The sequence below is a fragment of the Streptomyces pristinaespiralis genome (assembly GCF_001278075.1).
GTDB lineage: Bacteria > Actinomycetota > Actinomycetes > Streptomycetales > Streptomycetaceae > Streptomyces > Streptomyces pristinaespiralis.
This window is the reverse complement of record NZ_CP011340.1, coordinates 2,742,472-2,758,950: the sequence shown is the minus strand read 5'-3', so window position 1 is coordinate 2,758,950 and position 16,479 is coordinate 2,742,472. Positions and strand designations below refer to the sequence as shown.

Below are 16,479 nucleotides of genomic sequence, written 5' to 3'. Positions count from 1 at the left end.
AGTCCCCTCCCTCCGCACAGCCCCTCTCCTTCTTCCCCGTCCTCTCCTGCCAGTCAACGACGCCTTAGGACTTGCCGTGACCTTCCGCATGCCGGCCGAATGGGCCCCGCACGAGCGCACCTGGATGGCCTGGCCCGGCCCCAACCCGACCTTCACCGACGAGGCGGAGCTCGCGGAGGCCCGCGCGGCATGGGCGTCCGTGGCACGGGCCGTACGCCACTTCGAGCCGGTGACCGTGGTCGCCGGCACGGGGCAGGTGGCCTCGGCCCGTGAACTCCTCGGTCCGGACATCGAGATCGTCGAACGTGACCTGGACGACGCCTGGATGCGCGACATCGGCCCGACCTTCGTCACCGACGGCTCCCGACTGGCCGCCGTGGACTGGGTGTTCAACGGCTGGGGCGCGGCCGAATGGGCGCGCTGGGAGCACGACGCCAAGATCGCCCGCCATGTCGCGGACCTCGCGGGCGTGCCCGTGCACCCCTCGCCGCTGGTCAACGAGGGTGGCGCGATCCACGTCGACGGCGAGGGCACCGTCCTGCTCACGGACACCGTCCAGCTCGGCCCCGAGCGGAACCCCGGCTGGACCCGCGCGGAGGTCGAGGCGGAGATCCACGCCCGGCTCGGCACGACAAAGGCCATCTGGCTGCCGCGCGGCCTGAGCGGGGACTACCGCACGTACGGCACCCGCGGTCACGTCGACATCGTCGCCGCCTTCGCCCGCCCCGGCGTCGTCGTGGTCCACACCCAGCCCGACCCGTCCCACCCGGACCACGAACAGTGCAAGGCGAACGTCGCGCTGCTCTCGGCCCAGACGGACGCCAGGGGACGCCGCCTGGAGGTCGTCGAGGTCCCGGCCCCGACGAAGCTCCGCGACGAGGACGGCGAGTGGGTCGACTACTCGTACATCAACCACTATCTGTGCAACGGCGGCCTGGTCCTCTGCGCCTTCGACGACCCGCGCGACGAGATCGCGGCGGGCATCTTCCGGCGGCTCTTCCCCGAGCGGACGGTGACGCTGGTGGACGCGAGGGCGATCTTCGCGGGCGGCGGCGGCATCCACTGCATCACCCAGCAGCAGCCGCGGGTCTGAGTCCGGGCGCCGGCGGCGCGGGATCGGGTAGAACGTACAGGTGACCAGCACCAGCCCCGCCGGCCCCCGCCGCCGGAACCAGTCCGCCCCACCGCGCGAGCAACTGCTCGCGGCGGCCATGGCCACCATCGCGGAACGCGGCCTCGACGGGCTGACCATGGCCGGGCTCGGCCGGCAGGTCGGCATGAGCAGCGGGCACCTCCTCTACTACTTCCGCACCAAGGACGAACTGCTCCTGCAGACACTGGAGTGGAGCGAGGGCCGCCTCGGCGCGGAACGCGGCGCGCTGCTGTCCCGGCAGGCGCCGGCCCGTGAACGGCTCGAGGCGTACGTCGACCTCTACGTCCCCGACGGGCCGCGCGACCCGCACTGGACGCTCTGGCTCGAGGTCTGGAACCGCTCGCAGAACGCCGACGCCGACATGCGGGGCCGCCAGGCGGCGATCGAGGGCGCCTGGCACCGCGACCTGGTGGCGCTCCTGGCGGAGGGCGTCTCCCGCGGCGAGTTCCGCCCGGTGGACCCCGACCGCTTCGCGTCCCGCCTGCGGGCGCTGCTGGACGGCTTCAGCGTCCACGTCGCCGTGGGCATACCGGGGACGGGGCGCGAGCAGGTGCTGGCACATGTGGGGGAGTTCGTGTCGGAGTCACTGCTGCGCTGACACGCTGTGCGGCGCGGCGCTCTGTCCTCAGCCGTTCGGGCCCCGCTCCCCCCGCGCGCCGCGCAGTGCCCCCACCTTCCGGCCTCGCGGCCGTCCGTCCCCGGCCCGGGCGCCGGGAGACCCCGGGCTCACGGCCCGGCCCCCCGACCCCGTGCCCTCTCGCGGCCGCCCGGTCCCGGGACCGTTCTGCCTTCCGCTCCGGCGACTTGGGGGCCTTGGGCTACTGCGACCCTCCGATCCTGTGACGTGATGGCGCTGCGGCCCGGCGGCCGTCCGTGGTGCTGCACAGCTTTCCGGCCCGGGCGGCACCTCGACCGTCCGGCCTTCCCACGTTCCAGCCGGCCGGCCCTGCGATCCGGCGTCGGTGTGGCTGTCCGGCCTCCCGGCGGGGCCGAGCTCTGGCCGGGGGATGCCCGGTCTGCGACCCGGGGGCGCGCCTTCCCGTCCCCCGGCTTCCCGTCCTCCGACTCCCCGGCCCTCCGGCCTGGGGCCCTGCGCCACCGCGGCTTCCCGGTCCGCCGGCCTGGCGGTGCCCCGGCCTGCGGTCAGGGAGGCGCCCCGGTGTGGTGGCCGCCGGCCCGCCGGCCCGCTGCCGTGGCGCTCCCGGTCCGCCGCGGCTCGCCTCCTCCGGAGGCGGATCCGCCCCGAGGGCAGGGCCGGATCCCCGCCCCACCGTGGGCGAGCGGAGAGCGACCGCATCGTGAGACTCCCGTCCAACCGGTGGTGGACCTGTGGCAGACTTCCCCCGTGCTCTCGTTCGCCATGATTATCGGCAGCAGCGCGCCGGTCCGCAGTGACCGCTGACCCGTGGACAGCAATCCCGCGGGAGGCGGCACCGTGCCCCAGACCCGCGCGCAGACCTCTCGCACCCGCGAGGGGTTTTTTCGTTTTACGGCCTCACCCACGGCCGGATGCGAGCCGCGCGCGATGATGGGGGCAAGTGGAGCCAGACATTCCGGAGCCACTCATCCGACAGGAGTCAGGACAGCATGACCACCAACGGCCAGGACACGCAGGTCGACGACAGTTTCCATGTCTTCGACACGACGCTGCGCGACGGCGCCCAGCGCGAGGGCATCAACCTCACGGTCGCGGACAAGCTGACCATCGCCCGGCACCTGGACGACTTCGGCGTGGGCTTCATCGAGGGCGGCTGGCCGGGTGCGAACCCCCGCGACACGGAGTTCTTCGCCCGCGCGCAGAAGGAGATCACCTTCCGCCACGCCCAGCTCGTCGCCTTCGGCGCCACCCGCAGGGCCGGCGGCAAGGCTGCAGAGGACCCGCAGGTCCGGGCGCTGCTCGAGTCCGGCGCCCCCGTGGTCACGCTGGTGGCCAAGTCCCACGACCGACACGTCGAGCTCGCGCTGCGCACGACCCTCGAAGAGAACCTGGAGATGGTCCGCGACACCGTCTCCTACCTGCGCGAACAGGGCCGGCGGGTGTTCGTCGACTGCGAGCACTTCTTCGACGGTTACCGCGCGAACCCTCAGTACGCCAAGAACGTCGTCAGGACCGCGCACGAGGCCGGCGCCGACGTGGTGATCCTGTGCGACACCAACGGCGGCATGCTGCCCGCGCAGGTCCAGGCCGTGGTCTCCACCGTCCTCGCCGACACCGGGGCGCGCCTCGGCATCCACGCCCAGGACGACACCGGCTGCGCCGTCGCCAACACCCTGGCCGCGGTCGACGCCGGCGCCACGCACGTCCAGTGCACCGCCAACGGCTACGGCGAGCGGGTCGGCAACGCCAATCTGTTCCCGGTCGTCGCCGCGCTGGAGCTCAAGTACGGCAAGCGGGTCCTGCCGGACGGCGCGCTCGCGGACATGACCCGCGTCTCGCACGCCATCGCCGAGGTCGTGAACCTGACGCCTTCCACCCACCAGCCGTACGTGGGCGTCTCCGCCTTCGCCCACAAGGCCGGCCTGCACGCCTCGGCGATCAAGGTCGATCCCGACCTGTACCAGCACATCGACCCCGAACTGGTCGGCAACACCATGCGGATGCTCGTGTCCGACATGGCCGGCCGCGCCTCGATCGAGCTCAAGGGCAAGGAGCTCGGCATCGACCTCGGCGGCGACCGCGAGCTGGTCGGCCGGGTCGTCGAACGCGTCAAGGAGCGCGAACTCCAGGGCTACACCTACGAGGCCGCCGACGCCTCGTTCGAGCTGCTGCTGCGCGCCGAGGCCGAGGGCCGGGCCCGCCGCTACTACCGCACCGAGTCCTGGCGGGCCATCGTGGAGGACCGCCCGGACGGCACCCACGCCAACGAGGCCACGGTGAAGGTGTGGGCCAAGGGCGAGCGCATCGTCGCCACCGCGGAGGGCAACGGCCCGGTCAACGCGCTCGACCGCGCCATGCGGGTGGGCCTGGAGAGGATCTACCCGCAGCTCGCGAAGCTGGAGCTGGTCGACTACAAGGTCCGGATCCTCGAGGGCCGTCACGGCACCGGCTCGACGACCCGGGTGCTGATCACGACCGGCGACGGCAGCGGCGAATGGGCCACGGTCGGCGTCGCGGACAACATCATCGCCGCGTCCTGGCAGGCCCTCGAGGACGCGTACACCTACGGTCTGCTGCGCGCCGGCGTCGAGCCGACGGAGTAGTGCGCAAGGGGCGGCCCGGGTGACCGGGCCGCCCCTTCGCCGTGGTCAGGCCTGCAGCCGCCACTTCTGGTTCGCGGCCCCCGTGCACGACCAGATCTGTGCCCGGGTCCCGTTCGCCGAGGAGTTGTCCGACGCGTCGAGGCACTTGTCCGCGGGGACGTTCACCAGGTCCCCGCTGCCCGCTTCGTGGCGCCATTGCTGGGCGCCCGAGCCGTTGCAGGTGTAGAGCTGCACCTTCGCGCCGTCGGACGTCGAGCCCGATGTCACGTCCAGGCACTTGCCGAGCGCCTGCACCGAGCCGTCGGAGCGGAGCGTCCAGCGCTGCGCGGCGGAGCCGTTGCAGTCCCACAGCTGGACGGCCGTGCCGTCGGCGGAGGAACCGCCCGCCACGTCGAGGCACTTGCCGCCGAGGCCGACCAGGGCGCCGGACTGCTCGGAGCCGCCCGACTGGCCACCCGACCAGGTGAAGGTCGCGGACGTCCTACCGGGCAGCGAGTACGTGTACCGCTGTCCGCCCCAGTTGATGGTCATCGTCTGCGCGGACGACGAGTCGTTGTAGGCGATGAGGGCCTTGGAGCCGTCGGGGTTGCGCCAGGCCACGTTGGGGACGGCCGAGCTGCCGGTCGACGCGATCCGGTGCGCGCCCGGCTTCACGAACTTCGTGAGGTGGCCCATCGTGTAGTACTCGATCGTGTAGTCCACCTGGCCGTGCCGCGAGTCGCCGTTGTGGACGGTGATCAGGCCGTCGCAGGTGCCGCAGCCGCCGTTGTGCGGGCCGCGGTTCTGGTCGACCGCGAGGGACCACTTGGTCACCGACTTCGCCCAGTTACGGGTGTAGTCGATGATGTTCATCATGTCCTCGCGCTGCTGGTTCGCGATCCAGGTGCCGCCGGAGTGCTCGGTCTGGAAGGCGTCCAGCTGCGGGTACTGGTTGTGGACGTCCGTCTGCTTCGAGACGTTGCCGCCGTAGCCGTGCCAGGCGACGCCCCCGAAGTTCGGGTGGCTGCGCACCGCCGCGTCGTTCACGGTCTGCGCCGCGTACGCGTCGTAGGTGTCCCAGTTCCAGTCGTGCGCCAGCACCTTCGTGGGCAGGCCCGCGTTCGCGAGTTTCGGCAGCAGCTCGCTCTTGGTGAAGTAGGCGAGACCGGAGGCGTTCCAGCTCATCGAGGGGTAACCGCCGCAGCACGTCGGCTCGTTCTGCGCGGTGACGTAGTCGACGGGGACGCCCTGGTCGCGCCAGGCCTGGAGGTACTTCACGAAGTAGTCGGCGTACGTGCCGTAGTTCTCGGCCTTCAGCCAGCCGCCGTTGAGTTGCCCGCTGTCCTTCATCCACGCCGGGGCGGTCCACGGCGAGGCCACCAGGGTCAGCGAGGGGTTGAGCTGCTCGGCCTGCTTGGTCAGGGGCAGCACGTCCTGGAGGTCGTGGGCGATGGAGAACCTCGACAGGGAGGGGTCCGTCTGGCCGGCCGGCAGGTCGTTGTACGTGTAGCCGAAACGCGCCAGGTCGGAACCGCCCATCGGGTTGCGCACGAAGGACAGACCGATGCCGTCGGTGGGCGAGAACAGCTTGCGCATCGTGGCGTCGCGCGTCGCCTGCGACAGGGCGCCGGAGCCCTTCATCAGCCAGGCGGCGGTGTCGGTGAAGGACGCGCCGCCGCCGGTGAACGTCTGGTACCGGGTGTTCTCGTCGACGGTGATGTTGGTGCCGCCACCGCCCGTGCCCGACTGGAAGTTGAGGGGACTCTGCTGCTGGAGCCCGCGGGTGACGTGGCGGCCGCCGCTGTCGTCCGTCGTGGTGAGCCAGATGTTCACCTGCTCACCCGCCGCCTGGGCGCTGCCCGCGGTCAGGCCGGTGAGGCCCGCTGTGGCGAGTGCGCCGGCCAGCAGGATGCGGACGGTCCTCATCGGTCGTCGTGCCGGTCGTCGTGATCGTCTTGCCAGCAGTCTTGCCATCAGCATGACCTCTCGGCTCAGGTGTGGGGGACGGGGCGTGAGTGAACTCCCGCCCGGGGCACCCGTCAAGACTTCGCGCATTCACATCCTGAACGCAGAACTCCCCCCGCCCGCCGCCAACTTGGGATTCAGCGGATCTCGACGTGAAGTATTGACGGCATGACCGCCTGGCGGTTGACTCTCCGCACCACGCCGGAACCGGTTCCGGCAGCGGTTCCGGTACCGGTACCAGAGGCTCGACGCGGAGGCCCCTCGATGCGTGTCACCATCGCCGACGTCGCACGTGAGGCGGGTGTCAGCAAGACCACCGTCTCCCGGGTGCTGAACACCAAGGCCGATGTCGACGCCACCACGGCCGCCCGCGTTCGTGAAGTGATCGGTGCGCTCGGCTATGTCCCCAGCTCGGGCGCGGTCGGTCTGGCGCGCGGACGCAGCCGCACCGTCGCCATGCTGACGCCGCCGCTCACCTGGCCCTGGATGGGCGAGGTGCTGCAGGGCGTCGTGGACACCGTCGAGGCGGCCGGTTACGGCCTGCTGCTCTTCACCTGCAACCGGGGCGCGGAGTCCGTCGACCACTTCACCAGCCAGGTGTCGGCCAGGGCGTTCGACGGGCTGCTCGTCATCGAACCGGAGAACACCCTCGACACCATCACGGCGATGCACCGCCGGGGACTGCCCGTCGTCCTCATCGACGACCGCGGGCACCACCCCGAATTCCCGTCCGTCGCCACCACCAACCGGGAGGGCGGGGCCTCGGCCGCCCGGCACCTGCTCGCGGCCGGCCGCACCCGGCCCCTCGTCGCCACCGGTCCTGCGGGCTTCGGCTGTGTACGCGACCGGACTGCCGGGTTCCTGGACGTCCTGCCCGACGCGCTCGTCCTGGAGGGCGAGTTCACCGAGGCGTCCGGCCGGCGGGCCGTCGAGCGGGCGCTCGGCGACACGATGCCCTTCGACTCCGTCTTCGCGCACAACGACCTCATCGCCGCCGGGGTGTTGCGTGCCCTGCGGGACGCCGGGCGCAGCGTGCCCGACGACATCGCCGTCGTCGGCTTCGACGACATCCCCATGGCCCGGCACACCGCGCCCCCGCTGACCACCGTGCGCCAGCCGATGCGGGAGATGGGCGAGACCGCGGCCCGGCTGCTGCTCGCGCGGCTCGGCGGCGAGGCCATCCCGGACGAGCCGGTCGTGCTGCCCACCGAACTCGTCGTCCGGGGCTCCGCCCCCGACGGCTGACCCGGCCCCCGCTGCCGGTCCCGGCCGCGGACGGCGCCCCGGGGCGCCCGCCCCTGGACCGGCCCCGTGCGGGTGGCCCTCCGCCCCGGCCCACCGTGCCGCAGCCGCACCACCGGCCCGGCCGTCCCGTACCCCGGCCGCCCCTTGCCGCACCCGTGCCAACCCATGCCGAACCGACGCCCCACCCAAGTCGCACCGAAGGAGCCGCAATGCCAGGATCACGCCGGCCACGACCACGCCCCGGACCCCGCCGGGCCGGTACGGCCCTCCTTGCAGCCACCGCCGTGCTCGGATCGCTGATCGCCGGAGCGCTGCCGAGCGCCGCGGCCGACGAGCCCGCGCCGGTCCCCGTCGACCGCTTCGAGGGCGAGGTGCCGTTCGCCAACCCGCCCGCGGAGGGCATCTTCACCTGGGGCAGCGACGCCGACGACCAGCCGAAGCTGGAGTTCAAGGAGCGCGCCGACGCACCCGAGGGCAGCAAGGTCCTTCAAGGCTCCTACGACATCAGCGGCTGGGGCGGCCTCAGCCATGAGTACGCCGTCGACCAGGCTCCCCGCGACTGGACGGCCTCCAAGGGCATCCGCTTCTGGTGGTACGGCCAGAACACGGCGCCCCTGCCGCCCGGTTCGGGCAAGCGCATCAACTTCGAGATCAAGGACGGCGGCGCGAACGGCGGCGCGTCCGAGCTGTGGACCACGTCGTTCACCGACGACTGGGAGGGCTGGCACCTCGTCGAGATCCCGTTCTCCGACTTCGTCTACCGCGCCGACTACCAGCCCGTCGGCGGTATCGACCAGGTCCTCGGCCTGAACGAGATGTGGGGCTGGGCGCTCACCCTCCCCACCGGCGCCCCCGGCACCTTCGCCGTCGACGGCATGGAGCTGTACGGGAAGGCCGACCCGGCCCTGAAGGCCAAGGTCCTCACCGACGCCGCCGTGTACCCGGTCGACGAGGGCGGCACCGCCCAGGTGAAGATCTCCGTCGCCACCACCGGATCCGTCCCGACGGAGGAGCCGGTCACCGTCGAGTACAGGACCGGCGGCGGCAGCGCGGAGGCCGGCGCGGACTACGAACCGGTCACCGGCTCCGTCACCTTCCCGGCGGGCACCGCCTCCGGCGAGTCCCGTACGGTCGCCGTGAGGACCGACAAGGACGGGTCGGCCGAGTCCGCGGAGACCGTCCCGCTGCAGCTGACCGTCACCGGCGCCAAGGCCCCCGCCGAGACCCCCCAGGTCGTCGTGAACGCCCACGGCCTGCCGTACCAGAACGCCAGGCTGCCGGTGAAGAAGCGCGTCGCCGACCTGCTCTCGCGCATGTCCCTCGCGGAGAAGGCCGGCCAGATGACGCAGGCCGAGCGCAACGCCCTCAAGTCGCAGGGCGACATCGCCTCCTACGACCTCGGCTCGCTGCTCTCCGGCGGTGGTTCCGTGCCGACGCCGAACACGCCCGAGGCGTGGGCGAAGATGGTCGACACCTACCAGCTGCGCGCCCAGGCCACCCGGTACCAGATCCCGCTGATCTACGGCGTGGACGCCGTCCACGGACACAACAACGTGATCGGCTCGACGATCATGCCGCACAACATCGGCATCGGAGCGGGCCGCGATCCCAGGATCGCCGAGCGGACCGGCGCGGTCACCGCCAAGGAGGTGCGGGCCACCGGCATCCCGTGGGACTTCGCGCCCTGCCTGTGCGTGACCCGCGACGAGCGCTGGGGGCGTTCCTACGAGGCGTTCGGTGAGGACCCGGCCCTGGTGACCGCCATGGAGACGGTGATCCAGGGCATGCAGGGCGCCCGTAACGGCAAGGACCTGGACCGCAGCGACAAGGTCCTCACCAGCGCCAAGCACTTCGTCGGCGACGGCGGCACCGGCTTCGGCTCGTCGTCCACCGGCAGCTACACCATCGACCAGGGCATAACCAAGGTCACCCGCGAGGAACTGGAGGCGGTGCACCTCGCGCCGTTCGCGGAGGCGGTCAAGCGCGGCGCGGGCACGGTCATGCCGTCGTACTCGTCGCTCGACATCATCGGCGACGACGCCGGACCGGTGAAGATGCATGCCCACGCCGAGATGATCAACGGGGTCCTCAAGGACCGGATGGGCTTCGACGGGTTCGTCATCAGCGACTGGCAGGCGATCGACCAGATCCCCGGCGACTACCCGAGCGACGTGCGCACGTCCGTCAACGCCGGCCTCGACATGATCATGGTCCCGACGAACTACCAGGAGTTCACCCGGACGTTGAAGGACGAGGTGACGGCGGGGCGGATCAGCGAGGCCCGCGTCGACGACGCCGTCTCCCGCATCCTGACCCAGAAGTTCAAGCTCGGCCTCTTCGAGAAGCCGTACGCCGACACCGGGAACCTGGACGAGGTGGGCTCCGCGGAGCACCGCGCGGTGGCCCGGGAGGCCGTCGCCAAGTCGCAGGTGCTGCTGAAGAACGACGGCGCCGTGCTGCCGCTGAAGAAGTCGCAGAAGGTGTACGTCGCCGGTTCCAACGCCGACGACCTCGGCAACCAGGCCGGCGGCTGGACCATCAGCTGGCAGGGCTCCTCCGGTGAGATCACCACCGGCACCACGATCCTCGAGGGCATGAAGCGGGCCGCCCCCGACGCCACGATCGACTACTCCAAGGACGCCTCCGCCGCCACCGACGGCTACGACGTCGGCGTGGTCGTCGTCGGCGAGACCCCGTACGCCGAAGGCATCGGCGACGTCGGCAACGGCCACGACCTGGAGCTGACCGCCGCCGACAAGGCCGCCGTGGACAAGGTCTGCGCCGCGATGAAGTGCGCCGTCCTGGTCGTCTCCGGCCGTCCGCAGCTGATCGGCGACCGGCTGGAGGGCATCGACGCGCTCGTCGCGTCCTGGCTGCCCGGCACCGAGGGCGACGGCGTCGCGGACGTCCTCTACGGGACCCGCCCCTTCACCGGGCAGCTCCCGGTCACCTGGCCGAAGTCCGAGGCGCAGCTGCCGATCAACGTCGGCGACGCCGCGTACGACCCGCTGTTCCCGTACGGCTGGGGCCTGACCACGTCGGGCAGGACACCGGCCGGCGGTGAGCTGACGCTCCGGGCCGTCGCCGTGGCGGCGAAGGTCCTCCAGGCGACCGGCCGGGGCAGGTCGGAGCAGGCCAGGGAACTGGTCGGCACGGCGCGTCTGATCGTTCAGCAGAAGATCGGCGGACACATCACCGAGGCGTCGGCGAAGCCGTTCGCGGAGGCGGACCACCTGCTGCTCACCGGCGATCCGGCGGGTGCGGTCGCGAAACTGACCGCCGCCTACCGGGCCGGCTGATCACATCGCTCGGCGGCGGCATCCGGCAGGGCGGGTGCCGCCGCCGAGTATCCGTCGAGTATTGCGCCCACGGCTCAGACGTATGTCTTATTTATCCCTGTTTCGGGTAGCGTCGGGTGTATGAGGACACGGCCGTTCACCCTTGTGTCGGCCCTCGCCGGGCTGACACTCCTGCTGCTCATGATCCTGGCTCCTGCGTCCGGCGCCGCCGTCAGGGCCGCAGGGCTGTCCGACGCCGCCGCCGCCCTGAGAGACGGCCCGGTGTACGTCCACCCGGCCATGACCGGCCAGCTGTCGCAGACGGAGGCCGCCTCGCTGGCCGACCGCATCGAGGACGCCGACAAACCGGTCTTCGTGGCCGTACTGCCCGCCACCGCCGAGTTCCCGCCGGACGATCTGCTGCGCAATCTGCGCACGGAGACCGGGATCACCGGCCTGTACGCCGTCCGGCTCGGCGACGGCTTCGACGCGGGCGCCGACTCCGTCGTGATGCCGAACCGGGCCGTCGAGAACCTGACCGCTTCGGTGAAGAGTGGCGCGCCCGTCGACGCCTCGGTCCAGCTGGACAAGTTCGTCGACCAGGCCCTGCCCCAGGTGAACGGCACCGCTCCGGCCTCCTGGGACCCCGGATCGGGTGAGGGCGAGGGCGTCGGAGCCGGCGGTCTGATCGTCCTCGGCGCGGTCGTGGCCGCGGGCGGTGCGGGAGCCTACGCGATGGTCCGCAACAAGCGCCGCCGGAAGGCGGAGGAGGAGCGGGCGGCCCTCGAACGCCTCCGCGTCGTCGTCGACGAGGACATCACCGCGTTCGGGGAGGAACTCGACCGGCTGGACTTCCACCCCTCGGAGAAGGGCGCGGACGACGCCATGCGCGCCGACTACGAGCGGGCCCTCGACTCGTACGACACCGCGAAATCGCGCATGGCCGCGGCGCGGCACCCCGGCGACGTCCGCGGGGTCACGGAGGCGGTGGACGACGGCCGCTTCTCGCTCGCCGTACTCGCTGCGCGCCGCGAGGGACGGCCCGTCCCCGAACGCCGGGCGCCCTGCTTCTTCGACCCGCGCCACGGTCTCTCCGTCAAGGACGTCTCCTGGGCTCCGGCGGGCGGCGCGGCGCGTGACGTCCCGGTGTGCGCGGCCGACGCGGCCCGTGTCGAGGAAGGCCACGACCCGCTGGCGCGCACCGTCGACACGGGCGCCGGCCGCCGCCCCTATTGGGAGGCCGGTCCCGCCTACGGACCCTGGGCGGGCGGCTACTTCGGCGGCGGCATCCTGCCCGGCCTGCTGATGGGCACGATGCTCGGCCACATGCTCGCCACCCCCGCCTACGCGGCCGACTACGGCGGAGGCGAGTTCGCCGGCGGTGAATACGGCGGCGGCGACTACTCCGGCGGCGACTTCGACTCGTCCGACTTCGGTGGCGGCGGCGACTGGGGCGGCGGAGGCTTCGGCGGCGGTGACTTCGGCGGCGGAGGCTTCTGATGCGTGTCCGGCGCGGAAGGCCGCGCCGGACACGAGGCGATGAGCGCGGAACCGGTGTGTACGGCAACCGTGGGGGCTCGATTCGAAACGGTTACCGAAAGTAGGAAAACATTACGCATCGTGCTTGTCTCGGGGCATGCGCAACCGAACCAGGCCAAAAGCCCTCTTCGCCCTCTCGGCCCTCGCCGTGGCCCCCGTCCTCGCGGCAGCCGGTCCGCTGTCCTCGTCCGCCCACTCGGCCCCCGCTCCCGAACTGGCGCCGCTGCACCGCTCGGCGAACGCCGTACCGGGGCGCTACATCGTGACCCTCGCCCGGACCGCGGACACCACCGCGATGATGGGGGAGGTCGGCGCCACGGCGCTGTTCACCTACCGGACCGCGTTGCGGGGATTCGCCGCCGACCTCACCGCCGACCAGCTGAAGCAGGTCCGGCTGACGCCCGGCGTCGTGGCCGTCGAGGAGGACGCCACCATCACCGCGAGCACGACGCCCCCGTCGTCGCTGGCGCCCGCCGCGTCCTGGGGACTCGACCGCATCGACCAGCGCGAACTGCCCCTCGACGACGCCTTCACCGCGGCCGGCAGCGGCCAGGGCGTCAACGCCTACATCCTCGACACCGGCATCGACTACGGGCACGCCGAGTTCGGCGGCCGGGCCGTCTTCGGCTACGACGCCGTCGGTGACGGGCGGCGGGGGCAGGACTGCCAGGGTCACGGCACGCATGTCGCGGGCACCGTCGGGGGATCGTCGTACGGCGTGGCGCGCAAGGCCTCGCTGGTGAGCGTCCGCGTGCTGGACTGCGAGGGCGGCGGCACGCTGTCGGGCGTCATCGCCGGAATGGACTGGGTCGCCGCGAACGCGCAACAGCCCGCCGTGCTGAACGCCTCCCTCGGCGGCGGCAAGTCCACGGCGGTGAACGACGCGGCGGACGCGCTCGCGGCCGGCGGGGTCCTGCCGGTCGTCGCCGCGGGCAACGAGGCGGGCAACGCCTGCAACGTCTCTCCCGCCTCGGCGGAACGCGTGCTTGCGGTCGGGGCCACCAACGCCTCCGACCAGGAGACCGACTTCTCCAACTTCGGGTCCTGTGTGTCCCTCTACGCTCCCGGCGCCTCGATCGTCTCGGCCAGGCTCGGTGGGGGCGGCGTCGGCATGGACGGCACCTCCATGGCGTCCCCGCACGTCGCAGGGGTGGCCGCCCTCTACAAGTCGAAGCATCCGACGGCGACGGCGGCCGAGGTCGCCGACTGGATCGTCGACAGGTCCAGCAAGGACGTTGTCACCGGGATCAGCCCCGGCTCCCCGAACCGTCTGCTGCACACCGGCGGCCTGTGAGACCACCCGGCCCCGCACACGGCGGCACCCGGCCGGAGGTTACGGACGCGCGCCGGCGGGGCCGGGGGAGTCCCGGCCCCGCCGTGGCGGTGCGTACCGAGTGATCAGGCGGCGGGAGCGGCGGCCTTGATCGCGGAGATGTCGAAGTTCAGCTTGACCTTGTCGCTGACCATCACGCCGCCGGCCTCCAGCGCCGCGTTCCAGGTCAGGCCCCAGTCGGAGCGCAGGATCTCGGTGCCGCCCTCGAAACCGACACGCTCGTTGCCGTAGACGTCGGTGGCGGAGCCCTGGAACTCGAGGTCGATGGCGATGGGGCGCGTCACGTCCTTGATCGTGAGGTCACCGGTGATCCGGTACTTGTCGCCGCCCAGCTGCTCGGCGGCGGTCGAGCGGAACGTCATCTTCGGGAACTTCTCGGCGTCGAAGAAGTCGCCGCTGCGCAGGTGGCCGTCGCGGTCGGCGATGCCGGTGTCGACGGAGGCGATGGCCACGTCGATGGCGGCGGTCGAGCGGGCGGGCTCGGTGCCGTCGAGGACCAGCTTGCCCTCGTACTCGCCGAAGCTGCCGCGGACGTTGGTGACCATGGCGTGCCGGACGGTGAAGCCGATGCTGCTGTGCGCGGGGTCGATGGTGTACTCGCCGCTCAGCGCCGCCAGTGCGGGGTCCACCTGCGCGCCGGGGGCGGTGGCGGTGGCAACTGCGGTGTCGCTGTTCTTGCGGTTGAAGAGGCCCATGTCTGCTCCTTGGGGACGGGCGCCGGGGAGCTCCCTGCGCTGTTGTTTAAGCTTCAACGACTTCGACTGTAGACCTATTCCGTACAACATTCAACATCTCTGGCGAAGGTTTCGCGGGATCCGTCCGAAGGTTCACCCGGAAGATGCCGCCGCCCTCTGGCGACGCGCGTAGAACTCGGGCACGATCTCCCTGCTCCACCTGCACTGCCGTCCCACCGGAAGCACGGTCCACACACGGTCATCAGCAGGAGGGATCCCCCCGCCATGAAAATCCGCTCCGCCCTCAGCGCTCTCGCGCTCGTCACGGGCGCGCTCTTCGCGCCCGGCTTCGGCGTCCTCACCACCGCGACCGACGCACACGCCGTCACCAAGATCAGCCACGCGACGGCGACCTCGATGTTCCGCTCGTCCGGGATCACCTGGTCCTCGTCCGGCGGCTGCTCGGACCGCTACAACTCGACCTGCACGTCCTTCGAGCAGCTCAACCTCGCCAGCGCCAAGGGCGCCCAGACGCTCAAGAGCGCCAGTGGCTGCGCGCTCAACATCACGGGAGGCACCGAGACCGGCCACGCCGGCGGCACCTACTCGCACTGGAACGGCTACAAGCTGGACTACTCGAAGTACACCTGCATCGGGAGCTACATCAAGAACAACTTCACGTACATCGGTGTACGCGGCGACGGCGCGCCCCAGTGGCGGTCCGGTTCCGGGAACATCTACGCCGACGAGGGCAACCACTGGGACGTGACGTACTACAACTGCGGCGGCTGCTGATCCGGCCGCTGCCGAAAAAGCCGTGCGGGCGTCCGGCCCCCCGGACCGGACGCCCGCACGTGCTACCGGGTGATACGTGCGATCAGGACCCGACGCTCACCGTGAAGCGCTTCGGATTTCCGTCGTGCGCCGCACCGGAGACGTCCGGCTGGCCGTCCGGGCGGACGTCGTCGTACGGGAAGGCGTAGCCGATGGGCGAGTTGGCGTGGACGATGCGCGACCAGTGGTTCGTGGTCGGGTCGCGGTAGTAGTCGGCGGCCGTCGCGCCGTTCGGCTGGTCGGGATGGGTCAGCAGGGTGCTGCGGTTGAACGCGGCGGAGACCCGCGCCAGCAGCGCCTTCTTGTCGTCGGAATCGGCGGGGTTGTTGGCGAACGGCCCGTGGTTGCAGGTGAAGACGTCCCGCGACGACGGCTTGGTGAAGGTGTGGCCGCCCGCGAAGGCCAGCACGTCGCCGCTGACCCGCCCGGCGAGCACGCCGCGGCCGCCCTGCAGGTCCACCCGCAGGTCCTCCGAGCGGTACTTCTCCCAGACCTTGTCGATGTATCCGTCGAAGACGTCCCGGAACGGCATCTCCGCCGGACGGTCGAAGTACGGGGCCATGATCGTCTGCGGTGAGATCACGCGCAGCACCGTGCCCGAGTCCGAGCGGATGACCAGCTTGTCCCAGGGCTGCCCGTCGCGGCCGGCCTGCGCGGTGAGATCGTCCGCGATCTTCTCCAGGGCGCCCTGGGGCAGCGGGGCGACGGAGTGGGTCGCGTCGCCGGTCAGCGTGAGACCGATGGGCAGCGCGGTGACCAGGTCGACGTAGCTGATGTTGGCGTACAGCTGCTGCGCGTTGAAGGTGAACTCGCAGAACGACCAGGTGCGCCCGTAGTTGGGGTCGGCGGGGGTGGCGAACGCCGGCTCGACCAGCGAGGGGCCGGGGTTGACGAAGAAGTCCAGCTTGTCGTCGCGGACGAAGTAGACGCGCGCGCCGAACATCCGGGGGAGTGTGAGGACGACCGGGCCCTCGCCCGCGCCCTTGAGGGGGATGGCGCAGTCGACGGGCAGCGGGGTCTGGGGCGCCTGTGGGTCGGCCGGCTTGTGGACGCTTCCGTCGGCGCGGAGCAGCACCCAGTCCCCGGAACCGTCCTCGTGGCCGGTCACGTAGGCGTTGACCGTGCCGGGCAGCGACTTGTTCTCGAGGGCCAGCTCGCAGGTGGCGGGCGCGGCTCCCGCGCCGGGGCTGAGAGCGCTTCCCCAGGCGGGGTAGGTGAGTGCGGTCGCGGTCGCGGCGGCACCGGTCAGGAACATACGGCGGGATATCACGGGATGAA

The 16,479-nt window shown here is 71.5% G+C and carries 11 protein-coding genes; 8 read left to right on the top strand and 3 right to left on the bottom strand.

Annotated features, from left to right (window positions below; genetic code table 11):
* Positions 1–76: 76 nt before the first annotated feature.
* The 3 genes from SPRI_RS11465 (at position 77) to cimA (ending at position 4,354) form a co-directional block, all read left to right on the top strand.
* A complete protein-coding gene (locus SPRI_RS11465; RefSeq protein ID WP_005311485.1) occupies positions 77–1,093 on the top strand; it encodes an agmatine deiminase family protein in 1,017 nt (338 codons plus the stop codon).
* A gap of 103 nt (positions 1,094–1,196) precedes the next feature.
* Entirely contained in the window at positions 1,197–1,751 is a 555-nt protein-coding gene (locus SPRI_RS11460; protein ID WP_037776261.1) for a TetR/AcrR family transcriptional regulator, read from the top strand.
* 989 nt (positions 1,752–2,740) lie between these two features.
* Positions 2,741–4,354: a citramalate synthase gene (cimA, locus tag SPRI_RS11455; RefSeq protein ID WP_005311483.1), complete on the top strand. Its 1,614-nt coding sequence runs from the start codon at positions 2,741–2,743 to the stop codon at positions 4,352–4,354.
* Positions 4,355–4,399: 45 nt separating this feature from the next.
* On the opposite strand, the gene SPRI_RS11450 is transcribed toward cimA, so the two are convergent.
* Positions 4,400–6,259, bottom strand: coding sequence for a ricin-type beta-trefoil lectin domain protein (locus tag SPRI_RS11450; RefSeq protein WP_053556898.1), 1,860 nt, complete (start codon positions 6,257–6,259; stop codon positions 4,400–4,402).
* A 303-nt stretch (positions 6,260–6,562) separates the two neighbouring features.
* Here SPRI_RS11450 and SPRI_RS11445 point away from each other — a divergent pair, with 303 nt between their 5' ends.
* From SPRI_RS11445 to SPRI_RS11430, 4 genes are all read left to right on the top strand, one after another.
* The gene (locus SPRI_RS11445) at positions 6,563–7,543 is read left to right on the top strand and encodes a LacI family DNA-binding transcriptional regulator (RefSeq protein ID WP_037773681.1); all 981 of its coding nucleotides are present in this window, start codon (positions 6,563–6,565) and stop codon (positions 7,541–7,543) included.
* A 209-nt stretch (positions 7,544–7,752) separates the two neighbouring features.
* Entirely contained in the window at positions 7,753–10,842 is a 3,090-nt protein-coding gene (locus SPRI_RS11440) for a glycoside hydrolase family 3 N-terminal domain-containing protein (RefSeq protein ID WP_037773679.1), read from the top strand.
* 120 nt (positions 10,843–10,962) lie between these two features.
* Positions 10,963–12,321 (top strand): hypothetical protein, encoded by a 1,359-nt coding sequence (locus SPRI_RS11435; RefSeq protein ID WP_037773677.1) that lies wholly within the window; start codon positions 10,963–10,965, stop codon positions 12,319–12,321.
* A gap of 136 nt (positions 12,322–12,457) precedes the next feature.
* Complete coding sequence (locus tag SPRI_RS11430) at positions 12,458–13,654, top strand: S8 family peptidase (protein ID WP_005311478.1); 1,197 nt, start codon at positions 12,458–12,460, stop codon at positions 13,652–13,654.
* A 104-nt stretch (positions 13,655–13,758) separates the two neighbouring features.
* Here SPRI_RS11430 and SPRI_RS11425 read toward each other — a convergent pair whose 3' ends face one another.
* Positions 13,759–14,388, bottom strand: coding sequence for a YceI family protein (locus SPRI_RS11425; RefSeq protein ID WP_005311477.1), 630 nt, complete (start codon positions 14,386–14,388; stop codon positions 13,759–13,761).
* Between the two features lie 264 nt (positions 14,389–14,652).
* Here SPRI_RS11425 and SPRI_RS11420 point away from each other — a divergent pair, with 264 nt between their 5' ends.
* Complete coding sequence (locus SPRI_RS11420) at positions 14,653–15,162, top strand: hypothetical protein (protein ID WP_005311476.1); 510 nt, start codon at positions 14,653–14,655, stop codon at positions 15,160–15,162.
* 82 nt (positions 15,163–15,244) lie between these two features.
* Here SPRI_RS11420 and SPRI_RS11415 read toward each other — a convergent pair whose 3' ends face one another.
* Positions 15,245–16,456: a glycoside hydrolase family 64 protein gene (locus SPRI_RS11415; protein ID WP_182328001.1), complete on the bottom strand. Its 1,212-nt coding sequence runs from the start codon at positions 16,454–16,456 to the stop codon at positions 15,245–15,247.
* Between the last annotated feature and the right edge of the window lie 23 nt (positions 16,457–16,479).